Here is a 16,256-nt window from a genome sequence, read left to right on the forward strand (position 1 = left end):
TTTTACAAAAAATCAATGAAAATGGGACTTACTGCTACAAAACTGAATCGTTTTCTGTTCTTCAAACTTCCCTCTGCATTTATCTGTGGAGTTCGTGTAAAAGAAATTACTACTGAACGTTGTAAGGCTACGGTCAAGCACCGCTGGATCAACCAAAATCCATTCAATTCTATGTATTTTGCCGTCCAAGCGATGGCTGCTGAATTGACCACTGGTGTCCTGGTAATGAATGAAATACAACAAAGTGGAAAGAACGTTTCCATGCTTGTTGCTAATAATAAGAGTAGTTTTTCTAAAAAAGCTACAGGAACTATAACTTTCATTTGTGAAGACGCAAATCTTGTAAGAGAAGGTATGAAAAAGGCATTGGAAACAGGCGATGGACAAACTTTCTGGCTAAAATCAATTGGGTACAATCAAGAAAATATTCAGGTTTCAGAGATGCATTTTGAGTGGACTGTGAAAGTGAAAAAGTAACATTATACGACCGTTAAACATTGTACAATTAACTTTCGTATTTGAGAGATTGATTGTAGTTTTGAAAGAAACAGCAAAAAGGAATGAAAATTTTAATAACAGGTGCAACAGGTTTAATAGGTACTGAACTGGTAGCTCTTTTACTACAAAATGGAGTTACCGTGCATTACTTAACGACTTCCAAAAAAAAGATTGAGAGTAAACCCAATTATCATGGATTTTATTGGAACCCCAATCAAGGCATTATTGATGAAAATGCATTGATGGGTGTGGACTCAATTATTCATTTGGCTGGAGCTACCATTTCTAAAAGATGGACTCCAAAATACAAACAAGAAATTATTGAGAGTCGAATTTTGTCTTCAAATGTTTTGTATAAAGCTTTAAAAGAACACCCACATTCGGTAAAACAGCTTATTTCTGCTTCCGCTATTGGTATTTATCCAGACAGTTTGACAAAAATTTATACGGAAGAAAATAATGAAGTTGACGAAAGTTTTCTCGGAAAAGTAGTGATGAAATGGGAAGAGTCGGTTAATAAATTTAAATCGCTAAACATAAAAGTGGCCAAAATCCGCACTGGTTTGGTGTTAACCAATAATGGAGGTGCTTTGCCAGAAATGGAAAAACCGATAAAGATGGGAATTGGCTCTCCGTTTGGATCGGGAAAGCAAATCCAATCATGGATCCACATTCATGATTTAGTAGAACTGTATTTGTTTGCCGTAGAGCACGAGTTAGAAGGTGCTTACAATGCAGTAGCATCTAATCCGGTAACCAATAAAAAGCTAACGCAGGAAATAGCGGCAGTTTTAAAGAAACCGTTATTCATGCCCAATATTCCAAAATTTCTAATGTCCTTGGTTTTAGGCGAAATGCACACAATATTATTCGCCAGCCAAAATGTAAGTAATAAGAAGATAGAAAGTAAAGGCTTTAAATTTAAATACAATCAAGTAGATAAAGCGTTGATGAACTTATTAGATTAAAAAAAAACTCCGAAAATTATTTTTCGGAGTTTTTTGTAAATAGTAAGATGAATTAATAACTATTTTAAAATTTTCAATTTTACTGTCAGTTCAATAGTGTCGTCTACATATTTATCTTTCAAGTCATCAAAAACAGATTTGGAAGCATAATTTACATTCCATTCTGTTCTGTTAATTTTGAAAGGTTCACTCGTAACGGTCATTACAGCTCCGTCGTTTGAAATCATTGCAGGAACGGTAATACTTTTAGAAATTTCTTTCAAAACCAAGTTTCCTGTAATCATTGACTTTCCGTTTTCTTCAGTAACACTTGTTACTTCAAAACTTCCTTTTGGATATTTTGTAACGTTAAAAAAGTGATCTTCCTTAGCTTTTTCGCCAGTCCCTTTCAAGTGCATTTCTAAATCCTCTTTACCGTCGCCAGCCTTTAAATCCGTAACTGTAATGGAATTCATGTCAAAAGTAAATGTTCCACCTTCTAATTTTTCACCATTTACTAATGCTTCGCCATCCATAAATGCAATGGTTCCTGTATGCTTTCCTGTTGGCTTTGAACCCGTCCACTCTACAACTGAATTTTCTAAGTCTAACTTATATTTCTGGACCTCTGCTGATGGCGCAGTGGTTTCAACGGCCTCTCCTGTTGTCGTACTTGCGTCATCTTTACAAGATACAAATGTTGACATTGATGCTAAAACGAATAAGCTAAAAATTGATTTTTTCATTTTCGGATGTTTTAATTTTAGCAAACATAAAAAATGAAGTATGGGATATTCTTAAATTAATATTAAAATTTTATTTTCTAAAAAAGTCCTGTCGTGATAAGTGACAATTTGACACAGAAAAAATCTTGGCAATGATTTTGACAATAGAAAATGAAAAAATGGATTTAAAAAATATATTCAAAAATAAAGTAAAAATGACTACTGAAAATACAGAAAAAGAGTTTGATTTAACTGATGCACCATTGGAAAACACAACAGACGAAACGCAAACGCCTGTAGCAGAAATTAGTGTTGAGGAACAATTGACGCAAGATTTAGCAGCTGAAAAAGACAAATTTTTACGTCTTTTTGCTGAATTTGAAAATTACAAGAGAAGAACTTCAAAAGAGCGAATGGAGTTATACAAAACCGCTAACCAAGATGTTTTACAATCTATGTTACCTGTTTTAGATGATTTCGATAGAGGAATCGTTGAAATTCGCAAAGCAAAAGACAAATCTTTGACCAAAGGTGTGGAATTGATTCATGAAAAGTTGAGAAGCATTTTAGTTTCTAAAGGTTTGGAAGAAGTGGAAATTAAAAATGGCGACGTATTTAATGCTGATTTTGCAGAAGCTATTACTCAAATTCCTGCTCCAACAGAGAAGTTGAAAGGTAAAATTGTAGATGTAATTGAAAAAGGATACAAATTGGGAGACAAAATCATTCGTTTTCCAAAAGTAGTTACTGGAATGTAAATTTTAATTGAAGTAAGAGGCGAACGTTGATGTTTTTCAATCTTACTTTTTTAAACATTTCCGGCTCAAAAGAGATAGAATGTAAGATTTTAAGTAAAACAAATGTAGTTGCTTAAAGCCAAATCAAAATATATGAAGAAAGATTTTTATGAAATATTAGGCATTACCAAAAGTGCCGATGCAGGTGAAATCAAAAAAGCGTATCGTAAGAAAGCAATTGAGTTTCATCCTGATAAAAACCCAGGAAACCAAGAAGCGGAAGAAAACTTTAAGGCAGCAGCGGAGGCGTATGAAATCTTGGGTGATCCACAGAAAAAAGCCAAATACGACCAATTTGGGCACCAAGCGTTCCAAGGCGGTGGCGGAGGTTACGGTGGCGGACAAGGTGGCATGAATATGGACGATATTTTCAGTCAGTTTGGCGATATTTTCGGAAGTGCTTTTGGAGGCGGAGGCGGAGGATTCTCTGGTTTCGGTGGTGGCGGAGGTCAACGTCGTGTTAAAGGAAGTAATTTGCGCATCAAGGTCAAGTTGACTTTAGAGGAAATTGCAAATGGCGTGGACAAGAAAGTCAAGGTAAAACGTAAAGTGCAAGCCGCTGGCGTATCCTATAAAACGTGTTCTACGTGTCAAGGTCAAGGCCAAGTGATGCGTGTAACTAATACTATTTTAGGTCGTATGCAATCGGCTACTACATGTACAACTTGTGGTGGTTCTGGTCAGATTTTGGACAGTAAACCAGGAAATGCAGATGCACAAGGTTTAATTGTAGAAGACGAAACAGTTTCAATTAAAATTCCTGCTGGTGTGGCCGAAGGAATGCAATTGAAAGTATCCAATAAAGGAAATGAAGCGCCTGGAAGCAATAGCGTTCCCGGTGATTTAATTGTGGTAATTGAAGAAATTGAGCACGAATCCTTGAAACGTGAAGGTGAAAATTTGCATTTAGATTTATACATTAGTTTTTCTGAAGCGGTTTTAGGTGTTTCTCGAGACATTACAGCTGTAAATGGAAAAGTACGTATTAAATTGGAGGAAGGAATTCAGTCCGGTAAAATTTTACGATTAAAAGGAAAAGGAATTCCAAGTATAAATGGATATGGAACGGGCGATTTGCTGGTTCATGTAAATGTTTGGACGCCTAAAACGTTGAACAAAGAGCAAAAACAGTTTTTTGAGAAAAATATGACAGACGAAAATTTCACGCCAAATCCAGAAAAAACAGACAAATCTTTTTTTGAAAAAGTGAAAGATATGTTTTCGTAATATAAAAACATTACTTATATTTGGACTTTACTAGTTTACTAGTGAATTCTTTTTCATAGCAATTTTTCCCATCCTTGTGCAAATAAGGGTGGGTTTTTTTTTGAAAAAGCACGCTATTCGTCCGAATACTATTATATTTACAGTAAATCAATTAAGCACATGAGCAACATTCTTGAAGTACATAAAGTTGTTAAAACATACGGTAATTACACCGCATTAAATGAAGTTTCCTTAACCGTTCCCAAAGGAAGTATTTACGGATTATTAGGTCCAAATGGCGCCGGGAAAACATCGTTAATTCGGATTATAAACCAAATTACATTACCTGACAACGGAACCATTTTGTTAGACGGCGAAAAGTTGCAACCCAAACACATCCAGAGTATTGGATACCTTCCTGAAGAACGAGGTTTGTATAAATCTATGAAAGTAGGCGAACAGTGTTTGTACCTCGCACAAATGAAAGGTCTGTCAAAAGCGGAAGCTAAAAAGCAATTGGAATATTGGTTTGATAAATTGGATATCAAAGGTTGGTGGAATAAAAAAATTGAGGAACTTTCTAAAGGAATGGCACAGAAAATTCAGTTTGTAGTTACGGTGTTGCACCAGCCCAAATTGCTTATTTTTGATGAACCGTTTTCTGGTTTTGACCCTGTGAATGCCAATTTAATTAAAGATGAAATTTTAGAATTGCGTGATAAAGGGGCAACCATTATTTTTTCCACGCATAGAATGGAAAGTGTAGAAGAATTATGTGATCACATCGCTTTAATTCACAAGTCCAATAAATTAATTGAAGGAAAATTAAACGATGTTAAACGAGAATACCGTTCTAATACTTTTGAAATTGGAATTCTCACAGATAACGTAGAAGGTTTAATGTACGATTTGACACAGAAATTTCAAGTAAATCCAGCCCATTTTAAATCGTTGAATAACGAATTGAAACTTGAGATAAATTTAGGAACGGCAACTTCAAATGAGCTGTTGCATGTTTTAACACAACGAGGTCAAGTCACGCACTTTGTAGAAAAAATTCCAAGTGTCAACGACATTTTTATTCAAAGCGTAAGTCAATAAATTTTACAATTTCAAAAAATATAATTTTTACAAGAAAATGAGCATATTAACTTTAATTATAAAAAGAGAATTCATTTCAAAAGTGCGGAATAAATCCTTCATTGTAATGACTTTTTTAAGTCCGTTACTTTTTGTGGCACTTGCCGCCTTTGTAGGTTATTTGAGCACGATGCGTTCTGGAGTAAAGAAAATTCTGATTCACGATGAGTCGGCTTTTTTTACCGATGAATTTAAGCAAACGGATCAATACCATTACCTTAATTTTTCAGATATACCCTTGCAAGCTTTGAAAGACAGTGTGGCGGCGGAAAAATATGAAGGAATTTTGTTCATTCCAAAAAGTGCCGACAATAAATCGTTATCAGAAGACATTCAATACATTTCCAACGAAAGTCCAAGCGCCTCTTTTATTGAAGGTTTGCAAGAGGTTATTGGGAAGAAGTTGACGACTTCTAATTTGCAAAAAGCAGGATTAGACACTTTGGCAATAGCAAATGCTCAAGCAAAAGTCGACATCAATTTGACAAAAGTTTCTGGTGAAGAGACGGTAAAAGGTTTAAACGAAATTAAAGTTATAATTGGTGGTGCTTTTGGGTATTTAATCATGATGTTTATCATCATCTACGGAAACATGGTGATGCGAAGTGTGATTGAAGAAAAGACGAATCGTATTATCGAAATCATCATTTCATCGGTAAAGCCGTTTCAATTGATGATGGGAAAAATTATCGGAACTTCGTTAGCGGGTGTTTTGCAATTTCTAATTTGGGCAATAGTGGGAAGCATTCTATTTGTAATTGCATCCTCATTTTTAGGCATGCAAATGAGCAGTCCAACAGCAGAAATGGCTGCAGCTTCTGGTTCTGATTTTTCAGCAACTGCCCAACTTTATATCCGTGAAATGTCCAATCTTCCGGTGGCAACTTTATTGATTTCTTTCCTGATTTATTTTATGGGAGGTTACTTTTTATACAGTTCTGTTTATGCGGCAATTGGTGCAGCGGTGGACAATGAAACTGATTCACAACAATTTTTATTACCTATAATAATGCCTCTAATTTTAGGAGTGTATATTGGTTTTTTCAGCGTTTTAAGTGAACCACATGGAACTATTGCAACGGTGTTTTCAATGATTCCATTTACCTCGCCAATCGTAATGTTGATGCGAATTCCTTTTGGTGTGCCGTGGTGGCAGATTCTTATTTCTGTAACTTTACTGTTTGCAACGTTCTTTTTAGTAGTATGGTTTGCAGCCAAGATTTACCGCGTGGGAATCTTAATGTATGGTAAAAAACCTACTTGGAAAGAATTGTACAAATGGTTGAAATACTAAAATGAGTATGGAGATGTTTGATAAATTAAGAGAAGTTTTAGGTTTAAGCCTTATAAAAACAGACGACATTAACGTCACAATTGGTGCGTTAATAGCGGTCGTGTTTGCTTTTATTTTGTCAAGTTTTACATTGCGATTAATTAGAAAGTTAATAACCAGAAATTTACCCATAGACGACACAAACAAGTTTATCAGTATTTTTCAGTTCATCAAATACTTGGTTTACATATTTGTAACCATGTTTGCCTTGCGAATTTCTGGAGTTGATATTTCGGTTTTACTAACCGCTTCCGCAGCAATATTTATAGGTTTGGGTTTTGCGTTACAGCAACTTTTTCAAGATTTAATTGCAGGAGTTCTTATCATTTTAGATCAATCTTTAAAGGTTGGCGATATCATAGAAATTGACGGCAAAGTGGGAAGAGTACAACGAATTAGCTTGCGGTCTACAAGAGCTTACACCAGAAACGATCGCGTGATGATCATTCCAAATCACATGTTTATGGATGATTTACTTTTTAATTGGACCCAAAATAATAATTTAGTGCGTGATAGTGTTAGCGTTGGTGTGGCGTACGGCTCGGATACTGCTTTAACAAAAAAGTTGCTTTTAGAATCTTCAGCAGAAGTAGAGGCTATTTTGAAAGAACCACGAGGCGCTGTTTTGTTTGATAATTTCGGCGAGTCTTCACTTGATTTCACCGTAAATTTTTATGTTAATGATGCTTTTGCAGTGCAAAGAATAAAGAGTGATTTACGTTTTGTAATTGACAGAAAGTTTAGAGAACACAACATATCAATACCTTTCCCACAGCGGGATTTACACATTTATCAAGATAAAAATCTAGCCTTTTCAATCAAAGAAAAGCAAAATAATACAGAAGAATAATGTCAAAAATTTTAATAATAGAAGATGAACCGGCAATTAGAAGGGTTTTAACCAAAATTCTTTCTGAAGAAAATGATGCGTACCAGGTGGAAGAAGCCGAAGACGGACTCATCGGCATGGAAAAAATAAAAAATACGGATTACGACTTGATTTTGTGCGACATCAAAATGCCAAAAATGGATGGTGTTGAAGTGTTAGAAGCGACCAAGAAAATAAAGCCAGAAATTCCCATTGTAATGATTTCAGGTCATGGCGATATGGAAACGGCTATAAATACCATGCGTTTGGGCGCGTTTGATTATATTTCTAAACCACCTGATTTGAACCGTTTACTAAATACAGTCCGGAATGCTTTGGACAAAAAACAATTGGTGGTTGAGAATAAAATTCTGAAAAAGAAGGTCAGTAAAAATTATGAAATGATTGGTGATTCTAAAGAAATTCACCACATCAAGGACATGATTGAGAAGGTCGCGTTGACTGACGCACGCGTTTTAATTACAGGTCCAAACGGAACGGGTAAAGAACTGGTTGCGCATCAATTGCATGAAAAAAGTGAACGTGCAGCAGCTCCATTAATTGAAGTAAACTGTGCGGCAATTCCGTCAGAATTAATTGAAAGTGAGTTGTTTGGTCATGTGAAAGGAGCGTTTACTTCTGCAGTAAAAGACAGAGCGGGTAAGTTTGAAGCGGCAGACAAAGGAACGATTTTCTTAGATGAAATTGGCGATATGAGTCTTTCGGCTCAAGCCAAAGTGTTGCGTGCTTTGCAAGAAAGTATGATCACGCGCGTTGGTGCGGATAAAGATATTAAAGTCGACGTTCGGGTTGTGGCGGCAACCAATAAGGATTTGAAAAAAGAGATTGCCGAAGGTCGATTCCGAGAGGATTTATACCATAGATTGGCTGTAATTTTAATCAAAGTTCCCGCATTGAATGACCGTCGAAATGATATACCTTTGCTAATCCAACATTTTTCTAAAAAAATTGCCGACGAACAGGGATCTGTTGCCAAAGAATTTTCTGCTGAAGCATTGAATTTGCTGCAGGAATACGATTGGACGGGGAATATTAGAGAATTGCGTAATGTAGTGGAACGACTCATTATTTTAGGTGGAGCGACCATTTCGGAAGAAGATGTGAGGCTTTTTGCAAGCAAATAACAAAGTCAAAAAGCGGTCAAGATTATAAAAAACACAGCATGAAATTAAAGAAAATAAATTCAAATTTGCAAAAAGCGTTAATTGAAAATGAATTAACTGAAGCAAATGACATCCAGCAAGAAACGTTTTCACTGATTAAAAGTGGCGCAGATTGCATTGTAATTGCCCCTGCAAAATCAGGAAAAACAACTACAATTGTTCTTAATGTAATTCAGCGATTAGAGAAAGAATTTCAAGAGTCGCCAAGAGCTTTGATCATCGTTTCAAACAAAGACAAGCTGATTGAAATGAAGCAAATGTTCGAGAAATTCGGAAATTATACGGATTTAAGGGTATATGGAGTGCATGATAAAGGCGATACTGAATTTGATAAAAACCACATTTCACTAGGAATTGACGTGCTTATTGGAACGCCAAACCGATTGAATGATTTGTTTTCAACAGCCGGTTTTGATGTCAATCAACTTAAAATGTTCATCGTTGAAGATGCAGATGAATTGTTGCGTCAACGCTATGATACTAAAATTTCAAGAATTGGTGAAAACATTAAAACGCAGCGTATTTTCTTTTCAGAAAGCGATTCAGAACGTCTTGAAATTTTTGCAGACCGCGTCATGATTGAACCTACTTGGTTTGACTTTACAGATGATGGCGAAGAAGAAGAATTTGAAGAAGAAGACGGTGACGAGGATGAGGATGAAAATGACGGCGAAGAAGAATAAGATTAATTTAAAAAAGTAGAGATATGGGAATGATAAAAGTATTTTCGGGAAGTCAAATTTTGGCGCAAGCTTTAAATCAAAAAATTGAAGCTGCAGGTGTTCGTACGATTATGAAAGACAATATTCAATCTGCTCGATTGGGTGGATTTGGAACTAGTGATGCTGCAGTTGAAATCTTTATCGAAGAAGTAGATTTTGGAAAAGCTAACGCTATCATCGAAGAATTTAGATTGAGTATTTAATCTATTTACAATAAAATAAGTCAAAAACATCCTTGTAAAATAGGGTGTTTTTTTATGCCAAAATTTTTCACAAACACCTTATCTTTGCACTTTTAAAAATGAACGCATATTGCATTCAATTCAAATAATATTATGATTACAGTTAACGATATCTCCGTTCAATTTGGCGGAACAACACTTTTTAGCGACGTTTCTTTCGCCATCAATGAAAACGATAAAATTGCCCTGATGGGTAAAAATGGTGCAGGAAAATCGACACTATTGAAAATAATTGCTGGACAAAGCAAGCCTTCTACCGGAAATATTTCTGCGCCAAAAGAAGCGGTAGTAGCTTATTTGCCGCAACATTTATTGACGCAAGATGATGCTACAGTGATGGAAGAAGCCTCAAAAGCGTTTGGAGCTATATTTCAAATGAAAGCGGAGATTGATGAAATCAACGAACAATTAACCATTCGGACGGATTATGAATCGGATGCGTATATGAAATTAATTGAACGCGTTTCTGACTTAAGCGAAAAATTCTACGCTATTGAAGAGGTTAACTACGAATCTGAAGTTGAAAAAATATTAGTAGGTTTAGGGTTCAATCGGGAAGATTTTAACCGTCCAACGTCTGAATTTTCAGGAGGATGGAGGATGCGAATCGAATTGGCAAAAATACTTTTGCGTAAGCCTGATTTGATTTTGCTGGATGAGCCTACAAATCATATGGATATTGAAAGTATCCAATGGTTAGAGGATTTCTTAATCAATTCAGCGAAAGCGGTAGTTGTTATTTCGCACGATAGAGCGTTTGTAGATAACATCACCAATCGAACCATTGAAGTTACAATGGGTAGAATTTACGATTACAAAGCAAAATATTCGCACTATCTCGAACTGCGTAAAGACCGAAGAGTACACCAGCAAAAAGCATACGACGAGCAACAGCGAATGATTGCAGACAATCAAACCTTTATAGATCGTTTTAAAGGAACTTTTTCTAAAACGGATGCAGTGCAATCACGTGTAAAAATGTTGGAAAAGTTGGTCATCGTTCAAGTTGATGAAGTGGATAATTCAGCCTTAAAATTGAAATTTCCACCAGCGGTTCGTTCGGGAAATTATCCAGTTATTGTAAAAGATTTAGCCAAATCGTATGGCGAGAATTTAATTTTCAAAGATGCAAATATTGTCATCGAACGCGGTGATAAAGTAGCTTTTGTTGGAAAAAATGGTGAAGGAAAATCAACGATGATCAAAGCTATTATGAATCAACTTGAAATCAATGGAGGAAGTGTAGAAGTGGGTCACAACGCTAAAATTGGTTATTTTGCACAAAATCAAGCGTCATTATTGGACGAGAATGCAACCATTTTTGAAACCATTGATCATATTGCGGTTGGAGATATTCGTACACAAATCAAGAATATTTTGGGTGCTTTTATGTTTCACGGAGATGATATCCAGAAGAAAGTGAAATTCCTTTCTGGTGGAGAAAAAACGCGTTTGGCAATGATAAAGTTATTATTAGAACCCGTTAATTTACTGATTCTAGATGAGCCTTCTAACCACTTGGACATGAAAACCAAAGATATTATTAAAGATGCGTTGCGCGATTTTGAAGGTACTTTAATTTTAGTTTCACACGATAGAGATTTCCTTGATGGTTTGGCTACAAAAGTTTTCGAATTTGGTAACAAACGTGTAAAAGAGCACTTTGAAGACATCAATGGATTTTTGGCACACAAGAAAATGGAGAATATGAGAGAGATTGAGAAGTAAAACTTAATTTCAATTTTAAAAAAATGAAGTTTAAGAATACCGCTTCAGAATTTTATTAGCAGGATAATATAAAAACGAAAACAGCGCATAATCCAAAAGATTTGCGCTGTTTTTTTATGCAATGAAGTGAAAAATTAGTTATTTCCTTTTTCAATCTGTTTTGTAATAAAATCATAAATTAAACGTACGGCAACTCCAGTTCCACCGCTTTGACGGTAGCCGCTTGGTTTGTCCACAAAGGAAGCTCCAGCGATATCCAGGTGAATCCAAGGATAATCCGTAAAATGCTCCAAGAATTTTCCAGCCGTAGTAGCTCCTCCAGTTGGTCCACCAATATTTTTTAAATCGGCAACATCAGACTTCAATAAATCTGCATATTCTTTCCAAAAAGGCAATTGAATCAAACGCTCATAAACGTCTTCTCCGGAAACTTTCAAAGCGTCCATTTGCTCTTGTGTGTTTCCCGCCATCGCAATACCAAATGATCCCGTAATGGCTGCCGAAGCACCAGTTAACGTTGCCATATCAATTACTAAAGCCGGCTCAAAACGTTTGGCATACGTCAAAGCATCGCCTAAAACCAACCTTCCTTCGGCATCCGTATTTAAAACTTCAACGGTAGTTCCGTCCATCATCGTGATCACGTCATCTACTACTAATGCATTTCCAGAAATTTTATTGTCGGTTGCAGGAACCAATCCCACCACATAGTAAGGCAAATTATTTTGTGCAATGGCTGAAATAATTCCCAATACTGCTGCTCCACCTGCCATGTCTGCCTTCATTCCAGGCATTGAACCACCAACTTTTAGCGAATATCCCCCCGTGTCAAACGTTACACCTTTTCCTACCAAAACTAATGGTTTTGGGTTGATCGCGTTGGAAGGTTTGTATTTCATAATGTTGAAAGTAGGAGGTACCGTAGAACCTTGATTCACGGATAAAAGTCCGCCCATTTTCAAATATTCAATTTCTTTTTTGTGCAAAATTTCTGTTTCAAAACCGAAGTTTTTTCCTGCTTCAACCGTGATTTCGCCAAATCTTATTGCGTCTAAAAAGTTAACGGGTTCGTTAACCATTGTTTTGGTTTGCGAAACTGCATGTAACAAATTTGATAAAGCGGATAATTCTTTTGAAGCTAAAGCCGTTTCCGGAACTGAAACCGTAATTAATTCTGCCTTTGCATCTTTTTTATATTTGTTAAAGTTGTAGCTCGTTAATACCAAACCTTCTAAAAAAGCATTTTTCAACTTTGAATCAATTGTATCTAAACCGATTAAATGTGCTTTTTCAACTTTTTCCTCTTTCAATTTTTTGTACAATGTTGCACCCGCCATTCTCCAATCTTCAAGTTCAGTTGAAGCATTTACAACAACAAAATTTTGAATTTCTGTTAAAAAGGCCATCACTGTTGATTTCTTACTTTCTAAAGTTGCTTTTGCTTTTTCAGTAAGTAATTTTTGAGTTGCAAAATGGTGTAGACTTTCTTCAGTTGCACAAACAAATAGGGACGCACCCTGATCTGAAACTGCATCCGCCGAAGAAATTAATGCTATGTTCAAGTAATTTTTAATTTGCATTGAAAATTTATTTTTTAAATTAAGAAATTCAAAAGTACTGCGTTTTGATTCCAAATGCAATTGTTTTAAGATGGTACTACTGGTTTTCTTTCCATTTTTGGAAGCCAAACGCGTTTTGATTTGTTGCAGCAATCCAAATTTTGCCATGCTCTTTTATCAAATGATCAAGAACCAATTCATTGTACCTTTCATATAACTTAAATTGTGCTGGAGGCGTACATCCAAAATCATAGTACTTTACATTATGTCTTTTTTCAAATTCAAAATCCTCACTTTTAATGACAGATACAATTCCGCCGAGAAGAAAAATTTTAAGACTTTCGGCTTTTAAGTCTTGTTCAAATTTGAGTAGTGCATTTTCCGTTGCAGATGCGGTAGGAATTGGTTTCTGATTGGTATTAGTGTCTTTTTGTTGACCGAAAACTGGAAAACTTAGTATTAAAAGTAGGCTGTATAATGGTATAATTGATTGCATTATAATCTTGCATTAAAATTTTTTTGAATGTCAAATTGAAGCTGTTGATTAGAAACAAGAGGTTTTATACTATTGCACAAAACCTCTTTTGTTTCAATTTATTTTGATGTTTCTACGAGTCGGATAAATTCGGCTTTATAACCTTCATCATCGTTTGAAATTCCTTTTTTTGCCAAAGCTTTAATTGCTTCAACATCTTTATTCGGAATGAGTTTTGAATCCCGTAATGTCAAGCCAAACCAAGCAACTGCGGAACAAAATTTGAAATCAGATGAAGTCGCATTTAAGTCAATCGATTTGTTTTCAATAACGTTTACCATTTCAATACTTTTATCGCCGTCGGGTTTTTTGTATCGAAATTTAATCGTGGCAAGTTCATCGTTAAAGACATTAGTTTCCGTTTTATTTTGTGTGTATTTCAACGGAATTTCAGTTTTGTAAAACTCACTTTCTACACCAACAGGAATAATTTCATACAAAGCCGTTACCGTGTGACCGCTTCCTAATTCTCCGGCATCAATGGCGTCATTGGTAAAATCTTCGTCGCGTAATTTACGGTTTTCGTAGCCAATTAATCGGTAGGATTTTACATGTTTCGGATTGAATTCTATCTGAATTTTTACGTCTTTGGCGATAGCAAACATCGAACCTTTGAACTCTTTTCCCAAAAACCGACTGGCTTCTTGAATGTTATCGATATAGGCATAATTACCGTTTCCTTTATCAGATAGAATTTCCATTTTACTGTCTTTGTAATTCCCCATTCCGTAACCCAGGCAAGTTAAAAAAACACCTGATTTTCGTTTTTCTTCAATGAGCGTTTGCATGTCTGAATTGGAAGAACCTCCAACGTTAAAATCGCCATCGGTTGCTAGAATCACACGATTGTTTCCATTTTTGATGAAATGATCTTGTGCGGTTTTGTAAGCCAATTCAATTCCGGCACCACCAGCGGTACTTCCTCCAGCACTTAGTTTTTCGAGTGCGTCAATGATATTTTGTTTTTCAGCACCTGAAGTGGGAGGTAAGACCATTCCGGCAGCTCCTGCATAAACAATGATGGACACTTTATCCTCTTTTCGTAATTCTTTGACTAGAATTTTCATGGATTCTTTGAGTAAAGGCAATTTGTTTTGGTCGTTCATTGAACCTGAAACATCAATCAAAAACACCAAATTTGAAGCTGGAAGTTGGTCGGACGGAATTATTTTTCCTTGCAAACCAATTCGCAGTAATTTATGTTTGGTATTCCATGGAGCAACACTGTATTCTGTAGTAATTGCAAACGGGTCGCTGTTTTTAGGCTGCGGATTATTGTACTTGAAAAAGTTAATAATTTCCTCCACACGAACCGCATCTTTAGGAACTTTCTGTCCGTTATTTATAAAACGACGCACATTAGTATAAGAAGCATTATCGACATCAATGGAAAAGGTAGAAAGTGGTTTGTTCACGGGACTTTCAAAAGCATTTTCTTCAAATGTTTCATAATCTTCTTGTTCTTCCATTTTATGAAATGGGGATGGTTGTACTTTTGAAATTTCTTCTAGCTTCTTTTCCAGTTGTTTAGCAGAAAGTTTTTTCAACTTGCCTTTTTTAGTAGTGATGAAGATAACTCCATTAGCTCCTCTACTTCCATAAATTGAAGTTGCCGAAGCATCTTTTAAGACATTGATATTTTTAATTTCGTCTGGAATTAGGTTTCGAAATTTAGTAGCATGAACAGGAACTCCGTCGATGATGTAAAGTGGTTCATTGCCTACTTTTATAGAAGAAATTCCACGAATTACTACAGAAGTATTGCTTCCTGGCTGACTTTTTCCCTTTGAAATTTCTAATCCTGCTACTTGACCTTTTAGTGAGCTTACAAAACTTGCATTTGGACTTGCTTGAATAGCGACGGCTGTTACTATTTCATTTTTCTTCTTTCTATTATCATCACGGTACTTTTTTTCATCCAAACGTATTTTCTTTTGGCTATGAGCTTCGTAACCCATCACCACAACTTCTTGTAAATTAGACCTGTTTTCTTCCATTGCAATAGCAAAAGACTGTTTTCGAGTAACGGTTACGATACTTTCATTAAAGCCGATATAGCTGAAAACCAATTGGTCACCTAATTTTACTTTCAATGAAAATTTGCCGTCAAAATCAGTTGAAACACCTTTGGTAGTTCCTTTAATAACCACATTTACACCCGGCAAAGGAAGTCCATCATTTTTGGAAATTACGGTACCGTTAATTGAAACTTCGCCAGCTACTTTATCAGTTATTATTTCTGAAGTAACAATGGAACTTTGTGTTTCAATTATATTTTCTTCCAGAACTAAAGGAGAAATTTCAATGACATCTGCTTCTTTAGTGCTGATTTTTGAAACTTTTTTCTCCAATTGATAGGACGACTCTTGAAGTACTACTGCATTTTTTTGTTGCTCTTTTTGTAGAATTTTCGCAGCGTTTACTGCATCAAAGTTTTCAGTTGGAGCAATTGGTTCTTCTGATTTTTCTTCTGTTGTTTTCTCTTTAATTGGAGCAGTTGTTTCTTTTATTTCAGGAGAAAGAACAACGGAATTTTCACTAGGAAGATCTTGCGTATCATTTGTAAATAATTGATATCCTAAAGTAAGAAAGAGTAAAAGCGATGCAGCAACAGCTAATTTTTTCCACCATAATATAGGTTTCTTCTCTTCTTCTTTGTCTAGTTTCTCTTCGACACGTGCCCAAATATTTTCCATTGAAGGAACAGAGCCGATTTCACTATTTCGAGCAGCTTGCTGAAATTGTTGGTCTAATTTATCTTTATTGTCCATG

15 protein-coding genes are annotated in these 16,256 nt (G+C 35.6%); 11 read left to right on the forward strand and 4 right to left on the reverse strand.

What is annotated here, in order from left to right; all coding sequences use genetic code 11:
- Positions 1 to 21 precede the first annotated feature (21 nt).
- Positions 22 to 477, forward strand: coding sequence for a DUF4442 domain-containing protein (locus H602_RS0110510; RefSeq protein ID WP_026977954.1), 456 nt, complete (start codon positions 22 to 24; stop codon positions 475 to 477).
- A gap of 83 nt (positions 478 to 560) precedes the next feature.
- Positions 561 to 1,466, forward strand: coding sequence for a TIGR01777 family oxidoreductase (locus tag H602_RS0110515; RefSeq protein WP_026977955.1), 906 nt, complete (start codon positions 561 to 563; stop codon positions 1,464 to 1,466).
- 59 nt (positions 1,467 to 1,525) lie between these two features.
- Here H602_RS0110515 and H602_RS0110520 read toward each other — a convergent pair whose 3' ends face one another.
- The gene (locus H602_RS0110520) at positions 1,526 to 2,191 is read right to left on the reverse strand and encodes a YceI family protein (RefSeq protein WP_026977956.1); all 666 of its coding nucleotides are present in this window, start codon (positions 2,189 to 2,191) and stop codon (positions 1,526 to 1,528) included.
- Between the two features lie 158 nt (positions 2,192 to 2,349).
- Here H602_RS0110520 and H602_RS0110525 point away from each other — a divergent pair, with 158 nt between their 5' ends.
- The 9 genes from H602_RS0110525 to H602_RS0110565 all read left to right on the forward strand — a co-directional run bounded on the left by H602_RS0110525 (position 2,350) and on the right by H602_RS0110565 (position 11,390).
- Entirely contained in the window at positions 2,350 to 2,928 is a 579-nt protein-coding gene (locus tag H602_RS0110525; RefSeq protein ID WP_026977957.1) for a nucleotide exchange factor GrpE, read from the forward strand.
- A 132-nt stretch (positions 2,929 to 3,060) separates the two neighbouring features.
- Positions 3,061 to 4,194, forward strand: coding sequence for a molecular chaperone DnaJ (gene dnaJ, locus H602_RS0110530; protein ID WP_026977958.1), 1,134 nt, complete (start codon positions 3,061 to 3,063; stop codon positions 4,192 to 4,194).
- Positions 4,195 to 4,353: 159 nt separating this feature from the next.
- Positions 4,354 to 5,274 (forward strand): ABC transporter ATP-binding protein, encoded by a 921-nt coding sequence (locus H602_RS0110535; protein WP_026977959.1) that lies wholly within the window; start codon positions 4,354 to 4,356, stop codon positions 5,272 to 5,274.
- A gap of 37 nt (positions 5,275 to 5,311) precedes the next feature.
- On the forward strand, positions 5,312 to 6,607 hold the full coding sequence (locus tag H602_RS0110540) for an ABC transporter permease (protein WP_026977960.1): 1,296 nt from the start codon (positions 5,312 to 5,314) through the stop codon (positions 6,605 to 6,607).
- Between the two features lie 13 nt (positions 6,608 to 6,620).
- Positions 6,621 to 7,496, forward strand: coding sequence for a mechanosensitive ion channel family protein (locus tag H602_RS18715; protein WP_051224425.1), 876 nt, complete (start codon positions 6,621 to 6,623; stop codon positions 7,494 to 7,496).
- On the forward strand, positions 7,496 to 8,659 hold the full coding sequence (locus tag H602_RS0110550; protein ID WP_026977961.1) for a sigma-54-dependent transcriptional regulator: 1,164 nt from the start codon (positions 7,496 to 7,498) through the stop codon (positions 8,657 to 8,659). The genes H602_RS18715 and H602_RS0110550 overlap by 1 nt, the downstream gene beginning before the upstream one ends.
- Positions 8,660 to 8,697: 38 nt before the next feature.
- A complete protein-coding gene (locus tag H602_RS0110555) occupies positions 8,698 to 9,381 on the forward strand; it encodes a DEAD/DEAH box helicase (RefSeq protein ID WP_026977962.1) in 684 nt (227 codons plus the stop codon).
- A gap of 23 nt (positions 9,382 to 9,404) precedes the next feature.
- Positions 9,405 to 9,623: a putative signal transducing protein gene (locus H602_RS0110560; protein WP_026977963.1), complete on the forward strand. Its 219-nt coding sequence runs from the start codon at positions 9,405 to 9,407 to the stop codon at positions 9,621 to 9,623.
- A gap of 132 nt (positions 9,624 to 9,755) precedes the next feature.
- Positions 9,756 to 11,390: an ABC-F family ATP-binding cassette domain-containing protein gene (locus H602_RS0110565; protein ID WP_026977964.1), complete on the forward strand. Its 1,635-nt coding sequence runs from the start codon at positions 9,756 to 9,758 to the stop codon at positions 11,388 to 11,390.
- A 134-nt stretch (positions 11,391 to 11,524) separates the two neighbouring features.
- Here the strand turns inward: H602_RS0110565 and H602_RS0110570 are convergent, their stop codons facing one another.
- From H602_RS0110570 to H602_RS0110580, 3 genes are all read right to left on the reverse strand, one after another.
- On the reverse strand, positions 11,525 to 13,117 hold the full coding sequence (locus tag H602_RS0110570) for a leucyl aminopeptidase family protein (protein WP_245574940.1): 1,593 nt from the start codon (positions 13,115 to 13,117) through the stop codon (positions 11,525 to 11,527).
- Positions 13,047 to 13,445 carry an FEKKY domain-containing protein gene (locus tag H602_RS0110575; RefSeq protein WP_026977966.1) on the reverse strand — a complete coding sequence of 133 codons (399 nt, stop codon included), beginning with the start codon at positions 13,443 to 13,445 and terminating at the stop codon, positions 13,047 to 13,049. The genes H602_RS0110570 and H602_RS0110575 overlap by 71 nt, the downstream gene beginning before the upstream one ends.
- Before the next feature lie 98 nt (positions 13,446 to 13,543).
- The gene (locus H602_RS0110580; protein ID WP_026977967.1) at positions 13,544 to 16,255 is read right to left on the reverse strand and encodes a vWA domain-containing protein; all 2,712 of its coding nucleotides are present in this window, start codon (positions 16,253 to 16,255) and stop codon (positions 13,544 to 13,546) included.
- Between the last annotated feature and the right edge of the window lies 1 nt (position 16,256).

Source organism: Flavobacterium tegetincola DSM 22377, from assembly GCF_000425485.1.
Classification (GTDB): domain Bacteria; phylum Bacteroidota; class Bacteroidia; order Flavobacteriales; family Flavobacteriaceae; genus Flavobacterium; species Flavobacterium tegetincola.